Annotated in this window: 25 protein-coding genes; 8 read left to right on the forward strand and 17 right to left on the reverse strand. The window is 38.7% G+C overall.

The window, feature by feature from the left end; genetic code table 11:
- Positions 1–586: 586 nt before the first annotated feature.
- Both AC1VU3_RS05230 and AC1VU3_RS05235 read right to left on the reverse strand, forming a co-directional pair.
- On the reverse strand, positions 587–2,161 hold the full coding sequence (locus AC1VU3_RS05230) for a peptide chain release factor 3 (protein WP_480388737.1): 1,575 nt from the start codon (positions 2,159–2,161) through the stop codon (positions 587–589).
- A 403-nt stretch (positions 2,162–2,564) separates the two neighbouring features.
- Complete coding sequence (locus tag AC1VU3_RS05235) at positions 2,565–3,614, reverse strand: M42 family metallopeptidase (protein WP_482982964.1); 1,050 nt, start codon at positions 3,612–3,614, stop codon at positions 2,565–2,567.
- 105 nt (positions 3,615–3,719) lie between these two features.
- Between AC1VU3_RS05235 and AC1VU3_RS05240 the strand changes: the two genes are divergently transcribed.
- Positions 3,720–5,303, forward strand: coding sequence for an ATP-binding protein (locus AC1VU3_RS05240; RefSeq protein ID WP_480388739.1), 1,584 nt, complete (start codon positions 3,720–3,722; stop codon positions 5,301–5,303).
- 314 nt (positions 5,304–5,617) lie between these two features.
- Here the strand turns inward: AC1VU3_RS05240 and AC1VU3_RS05245 are convergent, their stop codons facing one another.
- Positions 5,618–7,006, reverse strand: coding sequence for an aldehyde dehydrogenase (locus tag AC1VU3_RS05245; protein WP_482982965.1), 1,389 nt, complete (start codon positions 7,004–7,006; stop codon positions 5,618–5,620).
- Between the two features lie 277 nt (positions 7,007–7,283).
- Between AC1VU3_RS05245 and AC1VU3_RS05250 the strand changes: the two genes are divergently transcribed.
- Complete coding sequence (locus AC1VU3_RS05250) at positions 7,284–7,424, forward strand: hypothetical protein (protein ID WP_480388741.1); 141 nt, start codon at positions 7,284–7,286, stop codon at positions 7,422–7,424.
- A gap of 235 nt (positions 7,425–7,659) precedes the next feature.
- Here the strand turns inward: AC1VU3_RS05250 and AC1VU3_RS05255 are convergent, their stop codons facing one another.
- The gene (locus AC1VU3_RS05255; protein WP_482982966.1) at positions 7,660–8,244 is read right to left on the reverse strand and encodes a phosphatidylglycerophosphatase A family protein; all 585 of its coding nucleotides are present in this window, start codon (positions 8,242–8,244) and stop codon (positions 7,660–7,662) included.
- A gap of 116 nt (positions 8,245–8,360) precedes the next feature.
- On the opposite strand from AC1VU3_RS05255, the gene AC1VU3_RS05260 reads away from it, so the two are divergent.
- Genes AC1VU3_RS05260 through AC1VU3_RS05270 form a run of 3 tightly spaced genes read left to right on the forward strand, consistent with a single transcriptional unit; the run spans position 8,361 to position 10,089 of the window.
- Positions 8,361–9,083, forward strand: a complete 723-nt coding sequence (locus tag AC1VU3_RS05260; protein WP_482982967.1) for an alpha/beta hydrolase — start codon at positions 8,361–8,363, stop codon at positions 9,081–9,083.
- Positions 9,084–9,140: 57 nt separating this feature from the next.
- Complete coding sequence (locus tag AC1VU3_RS05265) at positions 9,141–9,656, forward strand: YjcG family protein (protein ID WP_482982968.1); 516 nt, start codon at positions 9,141–9,143, stop codon at positions 9,654–9,656.
- Between the two features lies 1 nt (position 9,657).
- Positions 9,658–10,089 carry a GNAT family N-acetyltransferase gene (locus AC1VU3_RS05270; RefSeq protein WP_482982969.1) on the forward strand — a complete coding sequence of 144 codons (432 nt, stop codon included), beginning with the start codon at positions 9,658–9,660 and terminating at the stop codon, positions 10,087–10,089.
- 98 nt (positions 10,090–10,187) lie between these two features.
- On the opposite strand, the gene AC1VU3_RS05275 is transcribed toward AC1VU3_RS05270, so the two are convergent.
- The 7 genes from AC1VU3_RS05275 to AC1VU3_RS05305 form a co-directional block, all read right to left on the reverse strand.
- The gene (locus AC1VU3_RS05275; RefSeq protein WP_480388746.1) at positions 10,188–10,499 is read right to left on the reverse strand and encodes a hypothetical protein; all 312 of its coding nucleotides are present in this window, start codon (positions 10,497–10,499) and stop codon (positions 10,188–10,190) included.
- Positions 10,500–10,599: 100 nt separating this feature from the next.
- Positions 10,600–10,845, reverse strand: coding sequence for a stage VI sporulation protein F (locus AC1VU3_RS05280; protein ID WP_482982970.1), 246 nt, complete (start codon positions 10,843–10,845; stop codon positions 10,600–10,602).
- A 35-nt stretch (positions 10,846–10,880) separates the two neighbouring features.
- Complete coding sequence (locus tag AC1VU3_RS05285; protein ID WP_480388748.1) at positions 10,881–11,057, reverse strand: YjcZ family sporulation protein; 177 nt, start codon at positions 11,055–11,057, stop codon at positions 10,881–10,883.
- Between the two features lie 66 nt (positions 11,058–11,123).
- Positions 11,124–11,489 carry a stage V sporulation protein AE gene (gene spoVAE / locus AC1VU3_RS05290; RefSeq protein WP_480388749.1) on the reverse strand — a complete coding sequence of 122 codons (366 nt, stop codon included), beginning with the start codon at positions 11,487–11,489 and terminating at the stop codon, positions 11,124–11,126.
- A gap of 1 nt (position 11,490) precedes the next feature.
- Positions 11,491–12,498: a stage V sporulation protein AD gene (locus tag AC1VU3_RS05295; RefSeq protein ID WP_480388750.1), complete on the reverse strand. Its 1,008-nt coding sequence runs from the start codon at positions 12,496–12,498 to the stop codon at positions 11,491–11,493.
- Positions 12,492–12,947, reverse strand: a complete 456-nt coding sequence (gene spoVAC, locus AC1VU3_RS05300; RefSeq protein WP_480388751.1) for a stage V sporulation protein AC — start codon at positions 12,945–12,947, stop codon at positions 12,492–12,494. Before spoVAC ends, AC1VU3_RS05295 begins: the two co-directional genes overlap by 7 nt.
- The gene (locus AC1VU3_RS05305; protein WP_480388752.1) at positions 12,947–13,336 is read right to left on the reverse strand and encodes a hypothetical protein; all 390 of its coding nucleotides are present in this window, start codon (positions 13,334–13,336) and stop codon (positions 12,947–12,949) included. Before AC1VU3_RS05305 ends, spoVAC begins: the two co-directional genes overlap by 1 nt.
- A 129-nt stretch (positions 13,337–13,465) precedes the next feature.
- Between AC1VU3_RS05305 and AC1VU3_RS05310 the strand changes: the two genes are divergently transcribed.
- A complete protein-coding gene (locus tag AC1VU3_RS05310; protein ID WP_482982971.1) occupies positions 13,466–13,990 on the forward strand; it encodes a CotY/CotZ family spore coat protein in 525 nt (174 codons plus the stop codon).
- A 126-nt stretch (positions 13,991–14,116) separates the two neighbouring features.
- Here AC1VU3_RS05310 and AC1VU3_RS05315 read toward each other — a convergent pair whose 3' ends face one another.
- The 6 genes from AC1VU3_RS05315 to AC1VU3_RS05340 form a co-directional block, all read right to left on the reverse strand.
- Positions 14,117–14,503, reverse strand: a complete 387-nt coding sequence (locus AC1VU3_RS05315; protein ID WP_482982972.1) for a hypothetical protein — start codon at positions 14,501–14,503, stop codon at positions 14,117–14,119.
- A 54-nt stretch (positions 14,504–14,557) separates the two neighbouring features.
- A complete protein-coding gene (mgtE, locus tag AC1VU3_RS05320) occupies positions 14,558–15,922 on the reverse strand; it encodes a magnesium transporter (protein WP_480388755.1) in 1,365 nt (454 codons plus the stop codon).
- 401 nt (positions 15,923–16,323) lie between these two features.
- Entirely contained in the window at positions 16,324–17,232 is a 909-nt protein-coding gene (locus tag AC1VU3_RS05325) for an RluA family pseudouridine synthase (RefSeq protein ID WP_480388756.1), read from the reverse strand.
- The gene (locus tag AC1VU3_RS05330) at positions 17,229–18,032 is read right to left on the reverse strand and encodes an NAD kinase (RefSeq protein ID WP_480388757.1); all 804 of its coding nucleotides are present in this window, start codon (positions 18,030–18,032) and stop codon (positions 17,229–17,231) included. Before AC1VU3_RS05330 ends, AC1VU3_RS05325 begins: the two co-directional genes overlap by 4 nt.
- Positions 18,033–18,048: 16 nt before the next feature.
- Positions 18,049–18,708: a GTP diphosphokinase gene (gene yjbM / locus AC1VU3_RS05335; protein WP_480388758.1), complete on the reverse strand. Its 660-nt coding sequence runs from the start codon at positions 18,706–18,708 to the stop codon at positions 18,049–18,051.
- A gap of 25 nt (positions 18,709–18,733) precedes the next feature.
- On the reverse strand, positions 18,734–19,150 hold the full coding sequence (locus tag AC1VU3_RS05340) for a UPF0738 family protein (protein WP_480388759.1): 417 nt from the start codon (positions 19,148–19,150) through the stop codon (positions 18,734–18,736).
- 73 nt (positions 19,151–19,223) lie between these two features.
- Here AC1VU3_RS05340 and AC1VU3_RS05345 point away from each other — a divergent pair, with 73 nt between their 5' ends.
- Entirely contained in the window at positions 19,224–19,790 is a 567-nt protein-coding gene (locus tag AC1VU3_RS05345; RefSeq protein WP_480388760.1) for a CYTH domain-containing protein, read from the forward strand.
- 6 nt (positions 19,791–19,796) lie between these two features.
- Positions 19,797–20,429, forward strand: a complete 633-nt coding sequence (locus AC1VU3_RS05350; RefSeq protein WP_482983035.1) for a lytic transglycosylase domain-containing protein — start codon at positions 19,797–19,799, stop codon at positions 20,427–20,429.
- Positions 20,430–20,504: the final 75 nt, after the last annotated feature.

Consider the following 20,504-nt stretch of genomic DNA (forward strand, 5'->3'; position numbering starts at 1 on the left):
TGTGAGTAATGTCTCTCTATCTGAGAATAAATCCCTCCGAATGAGAGTAAAAAATCTAACCGGGAATAAAGCCCTTTCCAACCGAGAGTAAACCCATTCCGAGTGAGAGTTTTCCCTCCTGAATGAGAGTAAACGCTTCGAATGAGAGTAATCTTCCTCTATCCGAGAATAAACCCATTCCGAATGAGAATAAATCCCTCCGAATGAGAGTAAAAATCTAAGTGAGAATAAGCCCCTTCCAACCGAGAGTAAACCTCTCCCGAGTGAGAGTATTTCCGTCCCGAACGAGAGTAAACGCTTCGAATGAGAGTAATCTTCCTCTATCCGAGAATAAACTCTCACCATCCGAGAGTAAATCCCTCCCGAATGAGAGTATTTCCATCCCGAACGAGAGTAAACACCTAACCTCACCTAAAACATGCCCGCTTACTCCCCCCTACCTTCTGAAAATAGCAAAAACCGAACTACCATATAAAACTCTGACTTCGAGTCTTATGATAGTTCGGTTTTCCACTATTCATGAACCTACAAAGATAATTGAGCTATAAAATTGGCTATTTTAGCCTGCGCCAGTCTCTCTAGCTTCTTATAAAAGATTGTATAACTTAATATGCTCATATTTATCTTGGAACCAGCGAGTAGCAAATTCATTTTCAAATAGGAACACATAATTGTCGTAGCGGTCACGGACTAGCATGCTACGTGGGCCAGTCATTGATTCCTTGACCTCTTCTTCGTTTTCGATCCAGCGTGCAACCTTGGATCCGATTGGTTCCATGCGTACCTCTACGTTATATTCGTTTTTCATTCGATGCTCAAATACCTCAAATTGCAGCTGACCAACTGCTCCGAGTATTACTTCCTCTGTATGAAGCGTTTTGTAGTATTGGATTGCACCTTCTTGCACAAGCTGTAGAACACCTTTATGGAAATGCTTAGATTTCATAACGTTTTTGGCAGTTACTTTGACAAACAGCTCAGGTGTGAACTGAGGTAGCTTCTCATATTGGAAAGCTTTTTTGCCACCAACAATCGTGTCCCCAATTTGATAGTTACCTACGTCATAGAGACCGATAATATCTCCGGCTACTGCGGTGTTTACCGTTTCTCGGTCATCTGCAAGGAATTGTGTAGACTGTGTTACCTTGAAGGTTTTTCCCGTTCTAGCCAGGGTCACCGTCATACCACGCTCAAATTTCCCGGAAACGATACGAACAAATGCGATTCTATCGCGGTGAGCAGGATTCATGTTTGCTTGGATTTTGAATACGAAACCTGAAAAATCTTCATTCAATGGGTCTACCTTTTCCTCTGCATCGGTCATGCGAGGCTGAGGAGTCGGAGCAAATTGAAGATACGTTTCTAAGAAAGTTTGTACCCCAAAGTTTGTTAGTGCACTACCAAAGAAAACCGGTGTTAGGTCTCCAGAAAGCACTTTCTCCTTGTCAAACTCACTTCCCGCTTCATCTAACAGCATAATATCTTCCATTGCTTGCTTATAGTAAGAGGTTTCTTTCATGGAATGATCCACCGCTAGCTCTCCATCCTCGTCTAAAGGTAAGAAGCGATCAGATTCATCTGTGCGGAACTGTTCAATACGTCTATTATAGCGGTCGTAAATTCCTAAGAATTCTTTCCCCATACCTATTGGCCAGTTCATTGGATACGATTCGATTCCAAGCACCTCTTCTAGCTCTTCCATTAGCTCAAGCGGCTCTTTCCCTTGGCGGTCCAGCTTGTTAATAAAAGTAAAGATAGGAATGCCTCTCATACGACAAACCTTAAATAATTTAAGAGTTTGTGCTTCAATTCCCTTCGCAGCATCGACAATCATGACAGCACTATCGACAGCCATTAATGTACGATATGTGTCCTCACTGAAGTCTTGGTGTCCAGGTGTGTCTAATATATTGATACGGCAATTATTATAGTCAAATTGCATAACGGAGGAGGTTACGGAAATCCCACGCTGCTTTTCTATTTCCATCCAGTCAGAGGTAGCAAATTTGCCTGTTTTCTTTCCTTTTACGGTACCAGCATCACGAATCGCTCCACCAAAGTAAAGCAATTTTTCTGTAATAGTCGTTTTTCCTGCATCCGGGTGAGAAATGATAGCAAAGGTTCTTCTCTTTAATATTTCTTCTTGTAATTGTTTATCCATAAATTATATCTCCTTCTTATTCACTTTTTTATCATATGGATTTATGAAGCAAATTACAAGCATGAAATGCGTAAGCACCTGTTCTGCCCCGACAAGCAAATGGGGTTCGGCGAGTAAGGAAGGAAAACTAAGAACATCACATCGTGTGACAACGTTTTCCTGACCAACATCCTGTTGGCCCTCGAGGGGCAAGGTGCTGGAGGGCTAGACAATAAGAAATGCTTAAGCACCTGTTCAGCCACAGTGAGAAAACTGTGGCTTTAAAGGAGAGCTGGTCACCACAGCAGATGAAATTAAGCAGAGAGCCGCTGGAGTTAGCAAATAGCTACACAACAGGTACCTTTCACTAGTAAAAAAAGAACTAGCAAGCAAGGCGCTTACTAGCTCTTATCCTATTTTTGCTTTACACTAATTCAGAATTTACATAAGCAAATAAAAGCTTAGCCGTATTTTCCAATGAACTGATATGTGTTCTTTCATATGCATGAGAAGCTTCAATTCCCGGACCAAACAGCGCATGCTTCACATCAAAGCCCGCACGGATAGCTGCAGATGCATCAGAGCCGTAATATGGATATATATCAAGCTTATAATCGACTCCATTTGACTTGGCAAGCTCCACCAAGTGGCGTGTGAGCTCGTAATGGTATGGTCCAGATGAGTCCTTTGCACATATAGAGGCTGTATATTCATCAGAAGTCTGGCCATCTCCTATTGCTCCCATGTCTACTGCAATATATTCGACCGTTTTCTCCGGAATATTGGAGTTACCTCCATAACCGATCTCTTCGTTATTTGAAATATAAAAATGAGTAGTATAAGGAAGAATCCAATTATTTTCCTTAATTGTTTTGACCAATTGAAGCAAAAGTGTTGTGCTGGCTTTATCATCAAGATGGCGCGATTTAATGAAACCTGTTTCCGTTTCTTCAAAACGTGGATCGAAGGATACAAAGTCTCCAACCTCAATCCCAAGTTTTCTCGTTTCCTCTGCATTTGTAACTTTCTCATCAATTCGTACCTCGATATTTTGTTCATCGCGTGGCAAACCACTTGCATTTTTGTATACATGGACAGTCGTTTGATGCATCAGGATTGTTCCGCGAATTTTCTTCCCGTCCGCAGTATGAATCGTACAATATTCACCTTCTACTGCATTCCAATTAAAGCCGCCTACCATCGTAAGCTTCAGTCTTCCACTGCCTTTAATTTCTTTTACCATCGCTCCAAGCGTATCTGTATGGGCAGTAAGCAGACGATGCCTCTCATCATTTTCCCCACGTATAGTAGCAATCAATGCCCCTTTGTTCGTTCTTATGTAGTCTACCTGTAAGTCTTTTAGAAACTTTTCCATAAAGTCCATAATCTCTTTTGTATAGCCTGATGGGCTTGGAATCTCCACTAATTGTTTAAGTAGTGTAACAGTCTCTTTTGATTGAAATGAAAACTTCACTTTTATTCCTCCTTTACTATATTTCTATCTTATCAAAAGATAATATTTTCAGAAACTACCAAATAGGCTAATATTAGTATTAGCTATTAGAAGGAGATGTGCAATTTGGAATATTTTGAAATGCGTCAGAAAAAAAACAAGTTATTTTTAATTCTTTTTTCCCTACTTGCTATTACATATACCCTAGTTGCAATTCTTCTACATTATGGGAATATGGGTATCTATTTATACACATTAGTCAGCTATTTGGCTCTAAATCTTCTATTATTTTTTCGATTTTCTAGCGGTAAGTGGACTCCCTATTTAATATTTATTTCCTTGAACTTATATATTTTATTGGTCAATATTTTGCATGAGCATGCCATTCTACTGGTTTATTTTATTTATCCAATTTATATAGCTGTTCTATATCATACTATCGCGCCTAGACTAATTTTGTTCTTGCTCACAACCTTGGAAATTTGGGCATTGGTTTATTGGAAATATTCTAATTCTCCCGTTATGTATGTAGAAGGAGACCTAATTGTTTTTATCGTATTTTTATGCCTGCTTGTTACTACTTCTATCTTGAGTACCCTATACGATAAGCGTTTCTTTAAATATCTATCAGATAAGAACAGTTCTATGCAAAGAGAGTTAAATTCTAGAGAAAGCTATCTACAATTGTTTTTTGATAATGCCAAAGATAGTATTGCTGTTTTTGATATAGACAATAAAATCATTGAAGTTAACCCAGCCTTCGAGGAGCTTTATGGTTGGAAACGCGAAGAGGTAATAGGTAAAAGGGTAAATCTCTCATCACCTGCCTACAGAATGGAAACAGAGGCAAGACGAAGAGAGGTCTTAAAGGGTGCTAGCTATATTTTCCTGGAGACAAAAGATATGAGAAAGGATGGGTCATTCTTCGATGCCCAAACCACCTTTTCCCCTATCTATAATTACGAAAAGGAACTAGTAGCTATCTCTGTTATTAGTCGTGATGTAAGCTTTAAGAAAGAAACAGAAACCTTACTGCTCCAAGCAGAAAAATTAAAGCTTGCTGGAGAAATGGCAGCTGGAGTTGCACATGAAATTCGAAACCCTATTACGGTCATATCAGGCTTTATACAAATAATGAATACGAATTCGAACCAGCCATATTATCATTACACACAAATTATTGAAAATGAAATTGAACGTATTAATTTTATCATTAGCGAATTTTTAGTGCTAGCTAAGCCACATGCGAAGCTTTTCAAGAAATATAATTTTACCAAAACCCTGAATGATATCTTGATTCTTTTCCAGCCGGAGATAAACCTAAAAGGGATTGTGTTCAGCACGCAACTGACGAATCGTGATATTTATCTCTTTGGAGAGGAAAGCCAGATGAAGCAGGTGCTCATAAATCTTTTAAAAAATGCCATCGAGGCTGTAACTGAAAATGGCAACATTCATATCTCATGCGAGTTGGATGTAAATAAGGTCATCACCATAAAAATTACCGATAATGGGGTCGGAATGGATCAAGAAACAATTGAAAAAGTATTTGACCCGTTTTTCTCTACCAAGGTAAAGGGAACAGGGCTTGGTCTAATGATTTCTGAAAAAATCATCACAGAGCAAGGAGGAAATATCTTTATCGAAAGTGAAATCGGGAAAGGAACGACTGTTACCGTTCAGCTACCCTCTTACGATACAAACGATTGAACATAAACAAAGGTCGTTAGATAGAGAGCAAAGTCTAAACAAGGAGGTGTCCTATAAACTGAAAACTTATGGGACACCCTTTCTTTAAAATTTATCAGTTATGTGGCATTCCTACTACACTGGTCAATACCATCCTCCTCGTCTCAAAGGAGACATCTTAAAATAAGCTTTTGCACCGATTCTAAACCTTTTCCCTTCTCTATACTGCAATCGGAAAGGTAGGAACCTTGTCAACAGGTATATATCTGAAATAACATTGAAAAAGCTGTAGACTGCCAAATTTCCTTGGACATGTCTACAGCCTTTTGTTTTGATTATTTTAATAATCCTCGAACTAACTTAATTTTATTCTTATATGGTGGATACACAACATTTACTGGGAGTGAGGTATTCTTCTTCAGAATAGATTTTTGGTGGGTAAATAGCTGAAAGCTTGCCTCACCATGGTACGCTCCTACACCAGAATTCCCTACTCCGCCAAACGGAAGATGAACACTTCCGACATGCATGATCGTGTCGTTTATACATCCACCACCGAATGGAAGCTCCTCTAGGAAGTAATTTTGCGCTCTCTCATGTTCACTAAACATATATGCCGCCAATGGTTTTGGCATTTTTTTAATTGTACGTATAATCGCTGGTAAGTCTTGATAGCTAATAATAGGAAGAATCGGCCCAAAAATTTCTTCTTGCATAGATGGGCTGTCAAAAGTTACGCCATCCAGGAGCGTTGGCTGAATGTATAAGTCTTCCGGATCCGTGCTCCCACCAAAAATAACATGCTGATTTTCATCTTCAATCATCTGCTGCAATCGATCAAAATGGCTGCGACTTACTATTCGACCATAATCGGTGCTTTCTTGTTGATTTGCACCGTAAAACTGCGGAATTGTTTTCTTTAGTGTTTCAATGAATTGGTCTTTTACCTTTTCCTCCACTAAAACATAGTCAGGCGCAATACAAGTTTGACCTGAATTTACAAATTTCCCCCAAACAATTCGTTTTGCTGCTACCTCTAAATTAGCAGTGTGATCGACGATTGCTGGGCTTTTCCCTCCTAGCTCTAGTGCAATTGGAGTTAGTCTTTTCGAAGCTGCCTCCATCACTATCTTCCCTACATTCACGCTACCCGTAAAAAAGATGAAGTCAAACGGTGCATGAATCAATAAGGACGTTTCCTCTTTTTCACCTTCTACTACCCTGATATAGTTTGGATGGAAAGCTTCTGCGATTATTTGGGAAATGATCCTAGTCGTATTGGGAGTAGCCTCGGAGGGTTTAATAATAGCACAATTCCCTCCTATTATGGCACCTAATAATGGCTCCATCACTAACTGGAACGGATAGTTGAATGGTGCGATAATCAAAACAGTACCATATGGTTCATTCACGATAAAGCTTTTGGATGGCATAAGTGCTAATGGTGTTTTTACATGCTTAGGCTCCATCCATTTGTGAAGATTTTTTTTCATATAAGTGATGCTTTCATAAACAATTCCTAATTCAGTTGTATACGCCTCGAATTCACTTTTTCGTAAATCCTGATAAAGAGCAGCTAATACTTCCTTCTCATACTTTTTAATCGTGTCCTTTAAAATGTCCAGTTGTTCCAGTCGAAATTTAACACTTCTTGTTACACCTGTATCATAAAAAGCATGATGCTCTTGCAGCATATTATCTAGATCCTGTTGTGTGAAGTTCATCTCTACTCTCTCCTTTAAAAGAAGTTTGATTCTACTATACATCATACTATTTTTTTCAAGCTGATGAAAGAATTTGGATATTTAGCACAGATACATGAAACCAACTTTACCTTCTCATACTACTTTTAAAGAATTTATTAGCATGCTCCCTAATAGTCTTTTGGTTACATTAGTCGCAGAGTGTAATTAGTAGTATTTTAAGCGTAAGGGTTTGAGGCTATTCTCAAGTTGGGTATAAGAGAGACAAACAACTTTAGAAAGAGAAGGAGGAAATATGATGACACAAACAGAGACTTGGTGGGAACCTATTTTTCAAGGACCTATGGCTTTAGGACTAAATAAAAATCGTATAAACGAATTAGAGGAAGAGTCCTTTTTATATTTCCAACCAGTAGAAGAAGAGTTGGAAACCAATTAAATATAAATAATTGCTTATATAAGACAATACGAGGCACTTTCTGTTCAAGTAAGACAGAAAGTGCCTTTGTATTTGGATTTTCTTGAAGGGTCCCTTGGTGAGATAAAATTCTATCAGTTGATAACCCGCCTTTTACTTGGGGTTCAACGTCCCCCTAAGGAAGAGAACAGAAAAAGCGAAAACACGGATGTATTTTACTCCGCGTTCTCGCTTTCATCAACCAAGTCCCAGCGATTTACATTCTGCTTCCTTTAATATGAATTTCAGGAGCAGTTTGTTCTGGGCTAATATCTTCAAAGGTCTCATCCGCTTCTTGTAAATCTCTTGTTCGGTGGGCTAACCTAGATGCTGCACTTGCAGCAATACTTGCTACTAAATCATCTAAAAAGGTATGAATACCGTTTCCAACTTTCGTGTCCAGCTTCGAAATCAAACCGATTTTGTTTTTATCTAAGTGACCAAAAGTCGTTACAGCGATACTTCCATAAGTAAACACAGAGCCTAGTGCAATCGTTTCATCCACGCCAAACAACCCTTCGTCCGCTTCTACAATCTCTTGTAGCGGTGAAGATAGCATTTTCTTTTCCGCAAGCTCATCTAGCTCAATTCCAACTAAGATGGCATGCTGCATTTCTCTTTTTTTCAATACACTTTCCACCGATTTTTCACAGTGAGCATGGGTTAACCCTTTGTTGTAAGGGTACTGCATTTCAAATACAATTTTAGCGATTTCTTCTATTGTTACGCCTCTTCTTTTTAAGGCTTCAAATGCAGCATGCTCTACTGTTTTTGAATGTACTCTCGATGTCTGTCTGTCCATGGTTGTTCCTCCTTGTTTTCGTTGCAAAAAAGGGATTATTCTAACTCCTCTTATTATACCTCTCTTCCACAATATGATACAATTTCATTACAACATGACTAAGAAGAGGTGTATGTATGAATAGAGGTACATTACTAGATAGGTCTATATATAGTGAATGTCTGCAAGAGGAAATGCAGCTGCTCATCTATTTACCACCTAATTATTCTCCATTATATAAATATTCGGTGCTGATTGTATCTGATGGAAAGGATTATTTTCAACTTGGTCGACTTTCCAGAGTTGCAGACGAACTATACAATGAAGAGCTTATTGAAAATATGATTATAGTTGGTGTACCTTATAAAAATGTCCAGGACCGGAGAAGAAAATATCACCCGGATGGAGATCAACGAAATGCTTATTCTAGATTTTTAGCGCAAGAGTTAGTGCCCTACTTAGATGAGGAATATCCGACCTATCAGATTGGGAATGGGCGAGCATTGATGGGAGATTCATTAGCGGCATCTGTTTCCCTGTTAACTGCCCTTCAATATCCAAACACCTTTGGAAAGGTCATTTTGCATTCTCCTTTCATCAATGAGGATATACTTGAGCAAGTAGAGAAACACAAGGAGATACATGCATTTTCCATCTATCAGGTCATTGGGGATCAAGAGACTGCAGTCAAAACTGGGGATGGACTACTAACAGACTTTCTTACTCCCAATCGTGAATTACAAAAATTATTAACAAAAAAAGGATATTCTAGTTTTTATGACGAACTAATTGGAGACCATACTTGGAAGCTTTGGCAACCAGATATGAGAAGAGCCTTAGTAAAGAACTTTAGCTTATAAAACATTTTTTGGTATAATTGCATTATAGTAGAATGATAAATAAGGAGGTTTTTACAAATGAAATACGGTATTGTTGCTTTCCCATCAAAAAAGGTGCAGGATTTTGCCAATTCATATAGAAAACGCTATGACCCACATTACGCATTAATTACCCCTCATATGACGATGAAGGGAGTATTTGAAGCAGATGAAACGGAAATTAAACAGATTGCCCAGCAAATACAGAATATTGCAACCGAGCATAAGCCATTTACATTAAAAATTACAAAAGTTAGCTCCTTTGCTCCTGTGACAAATGCCATCTATTTTAACGTGGAACCAACAGAAGAAATTATGAATCTACATCAAGCATTAAATTCGATGGAGTTTATGGATGAGGAGCAGTACTCCTTTGTGCCGCATATCACCATAGCACAAAAGCTAAATGGTAGTGAGCATGATGACATTTATCCTCAATTAAAAATGATTGGTGTGAACTTTGAAGAGATAGTAGATCGTATCCATCTCTTATATCAATTAGAGGACGGTTCTTGGACTGTCTATGAAACATTTAGATTGTCTGGAGCTGAATAATTTGGTATATGCAAAAATAGTAGAAACTGAAAAAGAGAAGCAAGATGCAATTACCATCAGAAGAAAGGTATTTGTAGAGGAACAGGATGTTCCTCTACATTTAGAGCTTGATGAGCATGACGCAACGGCTACACATTTCATCGCCTATGATGGTGAAAAACCCTTTGGAGCGGGAAGACTCCGAAAGGTAGAGCCTAGTATAGTTAAGGTAGAACGTGTATGCATTCTTCCCGAATATAGGGGGCAACATCTGGGAAACCTTTTAATGAATTGTATGGAAGAATATGCAGCTGCCAAAGGATATAAAAAACTTAAGCTAAATGCTCAAAGCTATGCAATTCCTTTTTATGAGAAAAGAGAGTATGTAATCACCTCTCCAGAATTCTTAGAAGCCGGCATACCCCACCGTGCAATGGAAAAGTCTTTCTCTTAAGCATAATATTTAAAATTGATATTTATTAAAATAGCTGCCCTAGAAAGTCAATTATATGACTTTCACGGCAGCTTTTTTGTTTAGGACTTTCAATCCCTTTAGATATACAAATTCACATTGTTTCCCTTGCCGGATATTTCCGAAATAACGGGAGACAAATTAATCGGGTTCGGTTGGATAAACCCTTTATATAAAGGTAATTTACTGGATACATGCTTCTTATCAGTTGTTATCGTATCCTCTTCAGCGGTTTCATTTAATCGCTCTTTTTGTATTAAATGATCACGAAATAAAGACTTAAGGTGAACCTTTTGAACACTGCCAACATAAGCAAAATTATACTCGTTCGAATGCATTCGATTTGCATAGATTTGTGCCTGGGTTGGCTGTGATGGAATAATGTAGCCCATTATTTTTCCCCCTCCACACTTTTTTCTTTATTTACCCGCCGTGTAATTAACTCAAACTGATATCATGTGCTTATTTTCATATTCCAGAAACTAATACTTATTACATCATTTTTTCTATGTCGGATAAGCTTAAAGTTTTACCTTTTTGCATGATGGAACTAGTTAACTGGTCCTCTAATTCCTTCGATACCGGTTTATTTGCTAGCTTTCCAACCTTTTTAACAATTTTACGGACCTGTTTCTCATCCGAGAAATCAGCATTAGATACTGCATTCGCAAGTGCAAACAATTCGTCCATTGAAACACCTGTTTTATTTTCAATTGCTTTAAAAAATGGATTTTGCATTTCTTTCTCCCCTTTGTCTTATTTATTCATCACGTCTAAGAGAGAAAGCTGCTTCCAACAATTATTAATAAAATAAACAAGACAACAATTAGAACGAATGTATTTCCACCACCGTGGTTATAACCATAGCCAGTTCCTCCACCGTAGTAACCGCCATAACTCTCGCAGCATCCAGAGTAATCTGAATAACCTCCACCATAGTAACCGTACATAATCTTAACCTCCTCTCCTTTTCACCATATCATATGCTAATTGGGGAAAAGGAATCGGGCATTTAACTAGTACGTCGTTTTTCGCTTTTGGAAAATAAAAGCACCAATGAGTCCGAATAGAATAGCTGAGCTTATACCAGAGCTAGTTATTTCAAACATCCCAGTCAACACTCCGATGATGCCATGCTTTTCAGCTTCCGCCAAAGCACCAAGTGTTAGGGAATTACCAAAGGAGGTAATCGGAACAGTTGCACCTGCTCCTGCAAAATCGATGAAGGGCTCGTATAACCCAAAGCCTCCTAACACTGCTCCTGCGACAACTAATGTACTTAGTGTATGAGCTGGAGTCATTTTAAAGCCGTCCATCATGATTTGTCCGACAACACAGACAAGACCTCCTACTATGAAGGAAATGATTAATGATGTGATCATGTTAACCCCTCTTTTCCATTCGACATTCGATTGCGTGTGCAATACATGGGATTGTATCCCCTTGCTGATACGTTAAGGGAGAAAGCAGTGCTCCAGTTGCTACCAATAACACTCTCTTATACGTACCATTTTTCAGTTGATTATATACATGACCAAAAAAGACTGCCGCTGAGCATCCAGCACCACTGGCTCCTGCATTAAAAAAAGGATCATTTCCATAGAACTGAGCCCCTGCATCCTGAAGAATCACACCGCTGTTTTTATCCTCAAACATATCCTTTAAGATGGCTAAACCTATTTTCCCTAAATCACCAGTCATGATGACATCATAGTCAGACATCGAGGAATTGGTACTTTTTAAATGTCTTTCTATTGTATCTCGTGCAGCAGGTGCCATTGCCGCTCCCATGTGAAGAGGATCCGATTGATTCCCGTCCACTACTCGTCCAATGGTGGCATGAGTAATTACAGGAGCATCCTTCACCTGGCGCTTTAATACAGCAAAACCTGCTGCTGTAACAGTCCATTGTGCAGTTTTTCCCTTTTGTGCTCCATATTCTAGCGGATATCGAAATTGACGCTCTACTGTCGGATGGTGACTAGAAGCCCCAGCAAGCACCTTGCTAGCACTTTCCGATTCCAATAAGAGACAGCCTAATATGGCTGACTCCATCGAGCTAGCACAGGCTGAAAATACACCTAAAGTAGGTATAGCAAGCTTTCTTGCAGCAAAATTTGTTGGGGAAACCTGATTCACTAAATCTCCTGCTATAAAAACATCTATATCCTTTATTTTCTCATTTGCCTTTTTTACAGCAGTCTCACAGGCCTTTTCAATATATCTAGTCGCTGCATGCTCGTTTGTTTCCGTCGATTCTCTTTCCGATTGAAGAAATTCATCAAATGAGCTTGCGAACGTCTTTCCTTTCTCCACAGGACCCCCGATGACACCAGTGCTTGCTATACAAGGATTCTGTTTGAACTGTATTGTTCTTGGAGTGTTTACCATGAAATCACTCCTAACTTCACTAAGATGGTTTTAATTAATGCAACAACGAATGCTGAAAAAACGCCAAAAACAATAACGGAGCCAGCTAGCTTAAACATATTTCCACCAACTCCAAGCACGTAACCCTCTGTCTTATGCTCTATCGCTGCTGAGATAACCGCATTTCCAAACCCTGTAACAGGAACTGCTGAACCTGCTCCACCGAATTGGGCTATTTTTTTGTATAACCCAGTTCCAGTTAAAAGGAGGGCAATAAAAATTAATGTTGATACCGTCGGGTTACCAGCTGTCTTTTCCGTAAATGGAAAAAATCGCATATAGAAGAAAGAGATCAATTGACCGATAGTACAAATGATACCCCCAACAAGGAAAGCCTTTAGACAATTTTTAAGTAAGGGGGGCTTTGGAGTATGCTTATCAACAACCTTCTGATATTGGTTTTTATCCATTATGTCTCTTCCTTCGAAAGTGATTTTAATTTCTCTATAGAGTCTGTTAGCTCTTCATTTTTTTGTTTCTTATCCACTATTTTTTCAATTTCCCATCGAATCTTCATATCCCCTGTTACCAGAACTTCTTTCTCGGGATACTCCTTCTCTATCGCCTTTTTCACCTTGCTTTCTATCTTTGTTTTTTGGAACCTCTCAAATGCTCCTACTTCAATAGCAACAAGAATATCATCCTTGTTCATCACACTCGTGTATCCAGTGATGTCATCCCGTTCATTCAATATCTTTTCTAAACCGGTTTGATCTGCCTCTGAATAAACCCTGCTCTCCACTTCGGAGCAACCCGTTAGCAATAGAAGGGTTAATATAACAAACATCAGTTTCTTCATTAGCAACTTCTCCTTTTTCGTTAGTATGAGCGCGACCTTTCGAAATATACGACTCCTATGTGATATTTGCCCTGTTCTTTGGGAAGTTGCTACATAAATTACAACAGAAGGATGAAGGAGGTGAAAAAAATGGGTTGTGGAAAAGTTGAACATCTAGATGATTCAAATCGTAGAGGAAACTGTATTTGTGACGTAGTTCGTGCAATTTTGGACATTCAAAAGCATGCAACTGACGATTGTGGAGACTGTCCTACAAATTGCTTCGCAGAGCCACTTGGAGGATTATCTTGCCCTTCAAAAAACAAAGCAAATACCCGAGTATTTATGCTTCTTACTAAAAATGGTGATCCTTTTAAAGCATTCTTCCGAAATAAACATCATCATACACCGATAAACGAAGACTGTGTATCTGTCTTTTTCCGAGTAGAAGATATTTTTGATAATTGCTGTGCAACATTACGCGTATTGCGTCCATTCGATCATGATGGCAAACCAGTGTCATTAGTTTCTGACAAGGATCCTAGTAGAATTGATTTGAACAAAATTTGCGAAGTGAAAAAGTTCAAAGAAAGCAACAGCTGTGTAACTGTAGATTTAGACTGCTTCTGTGGAATTGAATGTATTGAGGATGTATATTTAGATATTTGTGACTGATCGTTTCAACCTGTAGTGTCTATTCCGTTCGGATCAAACCCGAACGGTTTTTTTGCCTTCATTTTACATTTTTCATTAGCACTAGAAAGCATAAAAAAACTACCCTTATAAAAGGGTAGCCATACCTTATTTTAATATACCGCCTCGCCATGTAATTTTCTTTATTTCGCCTACAGGAAATACAAGGATTTCTCCTGCTTTCGTCTTGATTGTCACATGTCTTTGGTCTATTCGTTCCACTTCTCCTTGAATCATAAGCCCATCCTCGAGATGGAACATCAGTGGTCGATATACTTTCTTTTGGAACGGCAACGAAAGAAATCTAAGCTGTTCCATCATTGGAGAACTATTATTACTATTATCATCTTGTACAACTTGTTTGATTTCGTAAATAGATGTACTTTCTTCCTCTATACTCCCTACTTCCTCTGGAACCACTGTTTGGATACTTGGAGGAAGATGAAAAACCGGCGGACCTTTTATATACAGCAAAGGATCATTAAATGAGTTCACAGGCACATCCTTTTTCCTTTAGTTTATGCATGATTCCTTGGAAAAGTGTTAGGTCTATAAAGAGGAAAGGAAAAGTGTAGCGAGACCGAGATAAATAAGAATGCTCACTAGGTCATTAATAGTAGTGATAAACGGGCCAGATGCGACCGCCGGATCAATTTTTAAGCGATGGATTAATAATGGAATAAAGGACCCACCAAGTGTCGCCACAAATATAGAACCGAAAATAGCTGCGCCTACTAAAGCTCCTACAATTAAATCATGCTTCCATACAAACACAATTCCAACGACCAAAAGTCCACAAATAAATCCAGTAATGAGCCCTGTGCCAGCTTCTCTAAATAATAGCTTTAGCTTACTTTCTTCTTCAATATCTCCATTAGCAATCCCTCGGACAGCAACAGCCAACGCCTGTGTCCCACTATTCCCGGCCATCCCTGCAATTAAAGGAATAAAAACGGCTAATAGGGCAACTTGATCTAATGTCTTCTCAAAAATACTCATTACATTTGCAGTTAGGATACCAAGGAACAATAGAATGACAAGCCATGGCAATCGTTTCTTTGCCGCTTGGAGCGGCCCCTTATCAAAGGTATCCATATCGGAGACAGCGGCTAGCTTTGAATAATCATCCGAAGCTTCTTCTTCCATGACATCAATGATATCATCGACTGTCACAATACCCAAAAGCTTCTGGTTATAGTCTATTACAGGCACCGCAAGGAAGTCATAATCTCGTATCATCCTTGCTACCGCCTCCTGATCTTCACTTACAGGAACGCTCACTACACGGTCACTCATCACTTCTCTTATTAGGGTGTCTTCATCCGCCACGATCAAATCTCTTAAAGAAATAACTCCAGTTAACCGATGATCATTATCTACCACAAACAAGTAATAAATCGTTTCCGCGTCAGGTGCTTTGTTTCTGAGTATATTCATCGCAGAGCGACAAGTGGAATTCTCGGGAATTGCCACGTACTCAGTGGTCATAATCGAACCTGCTGTGTATTCTTCATAATGCAATAAATCTTTAATTTCTTGAGCTGATTCCGTATCCATGATACTCAAGTAACTAGCTGCCTGATCCGCTTCTAGTTCATTCAAAACGTCTGCCGCATTGTCTGCATACATATAAGAAAGCATATCTGCAGCATAAGTCGTTTCCATTTCATTTAAATAATATTCATATAATTCCTCATCAAACTTTGTGGCCTCAAATAGCTCTGCCATTTCCTTAGGAGATAGGTAATGAAAGATTCTTTGCCTGAGCTCCGGCTCTACCTTTTCAAAAAATGTGGATTGCTCATATGGATGCAGTTCCATAAATGTTGCTCGGAATTCGTCCATCGAATCCGTCGTTAAGTAATGAATTAAATTTGTTTCTTCTAGCTCTAATTGATTTAGCTCTTCCTTCATCACTTTCCCTCCTTTCGGCAATTATTCTTCCTTATTGTAAAACCCTCATTTTTTTAACGCAACAAGTAAATATAGCTAAACTTCACGTTTCTTCTACCTGTAAGAGTAGGCTTTCTTGTAGCAAGATAGGAGAGGATGGATTCCTAGTAGGTTTCTTCATTTGAACGATTTACTTACAGCGCAATTTCCAGAAAAATATAACAAAACCTTTATAAGGTATTCTCCAGTTACTAGTCAGGTGGATAGGCAGGAAACTCCACTTTAGGTAAAGTAAGTCTACTGTTTTTATTCCCCAGGAAATGTTTTGAAAACAAAAGGGAATAGTTTCGCTTTAGAATATAAAGGCTACTGCCTGCAAAAACAGACAGCAGCCTTATCAACATATCCTGTACGAGTATTACTTAATCATTGTTTTTTTCTAATAAAACCTGTAAATCTTTTGGATAATCGGCAACCATTAAAATTGGTTCCTTTGTAAATGGATGTGGAAACTCGATCTGTCTGGCATGAAGAGCCTGCCTTCCTATAAGATCCAGTCTTCCTCCATATAAATCGTCTCCTAATAACGGATGTCCTATATGCGCCATATGTACGCGGATTTGGTGCGTTCTCCCTGTATGCAATAGTAAACGGACATGGGTTACCTTCTCTGCACCAATCATGTATCTTTTTAAAACTTGATAGGTTGTTTTGGCATATTTCCCTTCCGGTGTAACCTGCCGCTCCATTATGCTATCCATTTTCCTACCAATGGGAGCTTCAATTATACGATGATCTTCTTCTATATGGCCATGTACAAGAGCCTCATATGTTTTGAAAATAGCACCGTTCTTCTGCATTTCACTTAATAGATGATGAGCATGTCTGTGCTTCGCTATACACATAACACCAGAGGTATCCTTATCTAGTCGGGTGACAATATGAACAGTAGCCGGAAGCTCTTTTGCATCAAAATATCCTGCTATTGCGTTAGCAATCGTCCCTGTTCGATGCTCTCTCGACGGAATGGTGCTCATCCCTGCTTCTTTTTGAATAAGTAAAACATGCTCATCCTCATATAATATCGGAAAATAGAATCTTTCTGGGATTAAACTCTCACTTTTTCTTTCTGGAGGGAAGTAAATGGTCACCCGATCTCCAACCATTACAGGGTGCCTTACTGTTCTTTCCTCTCCATTCACCAAGATCGAGCCGCCTTCAAATTTAATGCTAGTCAATGCTTTTTTCGATATTCCATATCCTCGAATCGCTTCTCTCAGAAGCCCACTCTCCTCCACTAGAAAGGAAAGCTGAATATTACTTTTGCTCATTTTAAATCACTATCTATAAAAGAATCATGTACGCGTTGCCAGAATGGGAATGGTCGGAACCTTGCAAACCGTACTTTTTGCTCTGCAACTCTATATTCAATAGAAGAAACATCCTTATGAAGTAGATGCAAATGATCCACTGTTACCATGAAATCAGGTCCCTGTACTGGTTTTAACAGACAAGTGTGATGCTTTGGTAGTACAAGTGAGGATCCAACCGTTCGAAATACACGGTTATTTATAGATGCTATTTCTGCAAGCTGCATGGAATCAAGGGAAGGATGTACAATCGCTCCTCCAAGTGCCTTATTGTATGCGGTACTACCAGATGGGGTGGACATACACAAGCCATCTCCTCTAAAACGCTCAAAATGACTGCCGTTTAACTCCACGTCCATCACCAATGTAACATCTGGTGACTTTACGGTAGATTCGTTCAACGCTAGGTATACGGAGCTATCCTCTCCATGACTGTAATTGATCGTCACTTCCAATAAAGGATATTCAATTACCTTAAATTCCTTCTTCGCGATACTAATGACAAGCTTCTCTATCTCCTCTGGCTTCCAGTCTGCATAAAAGCCCAAATGACCTGTATGAATCCCTACAAAAGCTACGGAATCTGTTAGATGCTTGTACTTATGAAAGGCATGTAAAAGCGTTCCGTCACCTCCGATGGAAAGCACGATATCTGGTTTCTCTTCATCTAGCTCTAAGCCAAAATCCGTCAAATAGGTCTTCGCACTTTCCATCAAGCTGTTTGATAAATCGTCATTACGTGATTGAATAAAAAATTTCATGCATTCACACCTCCTACTATTTATGTTCTTCTTGAATTCTAGGAGTAGACATTTCTTTGTTTTCCGTAAAGTATTTTTGTGCTTCTTGGATTTCTCCTCTTATAAGAGACATTTCTTCATCTAATCGAAAGGCAGCCTCTGCTGCATACTGTAGCCTATTTTTAATTTCCTCTGGGAAAACGCCTTTATATTTGTAATTCAAGGAATGCTCGATAGATGCCCAAAAATTCATCGCGAGTGTTCGTATTTGAATTTCCGCTAGAATTTTTACTTCTCCATGGATCGTTTGAACTGGATATTCGATGATTACATGGAAGGAACGATAGCCACTTTGCTTTTTATGGGAGATGTAGTCTCTTTCCTCCACAATGGTCATATCTTTTCTTTGACGTAATAACTCTACAACCGTTTGAATATCGTCTACGAATTGGCACATCATACGTAAACCTGCGATATCTGGTATCTCCTTTGCCAGTGTTTCTGATGGCACAAAGATGACTCCCTTTTCTAAGGATTTATCATAGATACTTGCTAACGGTTTCACTCTACCAGTGACAAACTCAATCGGAGAATTTGTATTTTCCACATCGAATTGTGAACGCATCCCTTTCAGCTTCACCTTTAGCTCTGAGACTGCTTGCTTATATGGCTCTAAAAATCGATCCCATTGTCCCATTCACTTACCCTCCATTACTTGCTCATTAAGACTGTAATATTTCTTTAAACGATTGCTCCACTGCTTGAGTAAAAGCTTCACCGTAATTATCATTTCCTTCGATGTTAAACACAAGTGTACGTAACTCTTCTCTAAATTGTTCAAGGACGATACGTTGTTTTCCAAACTGAATGGTAGGGTCTTCTGTTGCCTTTAACGCATTTACAAGCAGAGGCCATACCTCTTGTCCAAATTTTACATACTGATAGCTAGTATTATCCTCTAATAGATAGACAAATGCCATTTCGTCTGAATCTGCAAGCATCTTCCCAGTTGCATGAATCGTAATATCTGCAGGTAGCACCTCTAGGGTGAAACGGATATCATTTTCAAGCTGAACTCCACTTTTGATTTGGTAAGTAATAGGCAAAATATATCGTTCCCTTCTTCGTATCTTGTCCATACTGTAACTATTTTAACATATTGAAACTACTTGGAAACCGTCTATAATGAAATAAATGAAAGGCTGTGATAGTATGCTTTCGGAAAAAGAAATAGAATTTAAAAATTTACTCACAAAGCGAGAATTCGATACTCTTTTAAAGGAGTTTCATGTTACGAAGGAAGATTTTCATTCCCAAACCAATTACTACTTTGATACACCAGAGAAAGACTTTCAAAAGAACAAAATTGGGTTCCGATTAAGAGTAATGGAAGGGAGAAATGAGATTACACTGAAAACCCCATTAGAAGACCACGTAATGGAGGAGCATACAATTTTTGTAAACGACCTGGAAAGAGACAAAATCTTACGTGAGTCTATCTTTCCCACATTGTCCTTTTTAGAGAAAAAAAATCTACCTTATCCTACAATTTGTATCGGAAGTATTAAAACTAACCGAGCTTTTGTCGAAATAAATGATGGGACGCTCTTTTTCGACCATTCCTTTTATAGCCAAATAGAGGATTATGAGGTAGAATATGAAAGTCAAGATGTCGAAAATGGACAAGCGTTTTTTCTTCAGCTCTTGAAACAACACCAGATTCCTGTTCGAAAAACAGATAAAAAAATCGCAAGACTTGTAAAAACCTTGAAAGGCTGATGCTTTATCGACATACAATCGGTTAAAACATTGATGGAAATTAATGCAATGCAGACATTGGGAGGTGTGAATAGCTCACAATCCTCTTCTTCCGATCTTTTTTCCGAAATACTGGGTCAAGTACTAGAGCAAGCTTCTGGAGAAGGCAAAACGGCCTCTCTCTATTATGAAGGTGATTCTCCTGTATATGTACCCCAAAACTGGACAAATAAATACGAAAATATGATAAATGTTACTTCCACAAATAATAGACTGTCTACAATAACAGAAGACATTGCTTCCATTATTCAAAAGGCTTCTGAAAAATATCAAATTCCAGAAAAGCTTCTGCAAGCAGTGATTAAACAAGAATCGAACTTTAATCCGAATGCTGTTAGCCACGCTGGGGCTCAGGGACTCATGCAGTTAATGCCGGGGACCGCCAAATTCTTAGGTGTTCAAAACAGCTTTGATCCGGAGCAAAACGTGATGGGTGGAGCTAAATATTTGAGACAAATGCTTGATCAGTTTGGAAGCATGGAGAAAGCTTTAGCTGCATACAATGCAGGACCTGGAACTGTAAAAAAATATAACGGTATTCCTCCTTTTAAGGAAACGGAAAATTATGTACGGAAAGTTTTAGCCAATATGATTGGCTAATGAAAAGCGACCGATTAAGGTCGTTTTTTTATATATGGATATCTCTCACAATCTAATTGTTTGAGATATTCTAAC

Source organism: Psychrobacillus sp. Z16_25, from assembly GCF_056856695.1.

Excerpts from the sequence above, each read along its gene's own strand:
- AC1VU3_RS05230 (WP_480388737.1), bottom strand. The coding sequence starts at position 2,161 with ATGGATAAACAATTACAAGAAGAAATATTAAAGAGAAGAACCTTTGCT.
- AC1VU3_RS05245 (WP_482982965.1), bottom strand. The coding sequence starts at position 7,006 with ATGAACTTCACACAACAGGATCTAGATAATATGCTGCAAGAGCATCAT.
- AC1VU3_RS05250 (WP_480388741.1), top strand. The coding sequence starts at position 7,284 with ATGACACAAACAGAGACTTGGTGGGAACCTATTTTTCAAGGACCTATG.
- AC1VU3_RS05255 (WP_482982966.1), bottom strand. The coding sequence starts at position 8,244 with ATGGACAGACAGACATCGAGAGTACATTCAAAAACAGTAGAGCATGCT.
- AC1VU3_RS05260 (WP_482982967.1), top strand. The coding sequence starts at position 8,361 with ATGAATAGAGGTACATTACTAGATAGGTCTATATATAGTGAATGTCTG.
- AC1VU3_RS05265 (WP_482982968.1), top strand. The coding sequence starts at position 9,141 with ATGAAATACGGTATTGTTGCTTTCCCATCAAAAAAGGTGCAGGATTTT.
- AC1VU3_RS05275 (WP_480388746.1), bottom strand. The coding sequence starts at position 10,499 with ATGGGCTACATTATTCCATCACAGCCAACCCAGGCACAAATCTATGCA.
- AC1VU3_RS05280 (WP_482982970.1), bottom strand. The coding sequence starts at position 10,845 with ATGCAAAATCCATTTTTTAAAGCAATTGAAAATAAAACAGGTGTTTCA.
- AC1VU3_RS05285 (WP_480388748.1), bottom strand. The coding sequence starts at position 11,057 with ATGTACGGTTACTATGGTGGAGGTTATTCAGATTACTCTGGATGCTGC.
- spoVAE (WP_480388749.1), bottom strand. The coding sequence starts at position 11,489 with ATGATCACATCATTAATCATTTCCTTCATAGTAGGAGGTCTTGTCTGT.
- AC1VU3_RS05295 (WP_480388750.1), bottom strand. The coding sequence starts at position 12,498 with ATGGTAAACACTCCAAGAACAATACAGTTCAAACAGAATCCTTGTATA.
- spoVAC (WP_480388751.1), bottom strand. The coding sequence starts at position 12,947 with ATGGATAAAAACCAATATCAGAAGGTTGTTGATAAGCATACTCCAAAG.
- AC1VU3_RS05305 (WP_480388752.1), bottom strand. The coding sequence starts at position 13,336 with ATGAAGAAACTGATGTTTGTTATATTAACCCTTCTATTGCTAACGGGT.
- AC1VU3_RS05310 (WP_482982971.1), top strand. The coding sequence starts at position 13,466 with ATGGGTTGTGGAAAAGTTGAACATCTAGATGATTCAAATCGTAGAGGA.
- mgtE (WP_480388755.1), bottom strand. The coding sequence starts at position 15,922 with ATGAAGGAAGAGCTAAATCAATTAGAGCTAGAAGAAACAAATTTAATT.
- AC1VU3_RS05325 (WP_480388756.1), bottom strand. The coding sequence starts at position 17,232 with ATGAGCAAAAGTAATATTCAGCTTTCCTTTCTAGTGGAGGAGAGTGGG.
- AC1VU3_RS05330 (WP_480388757.1), bottom strand. The coding sequence starts at position 18,032 with ATGAAATTTTTTATTCAATCACGTAATGACGATTTATCAAACAGCTTG.
- yjbM (WP_480388758.1), bottom strand. The coding sequence starts at position 18,708 with ATGGGACAATGGGATCGATTTTTAGAGCCATATAAGCAAGCAGTCTCA.
- AC1VU3_RS05340 (WP_480388759.1), bottom strand. The coding sequence starts at position 19,150 with ATGGACAAGATACGAAGAAGGGAACGATATATTTTGCCTATTACTTAC.
- AC1VU3_RS05345 (WP_480388760.1), top strand. The coding sequence starts at position 19,224 with ATGCTTTCGGAAAAAGAAATAGAATTTAAAAATTTACTCACAAAGCGA.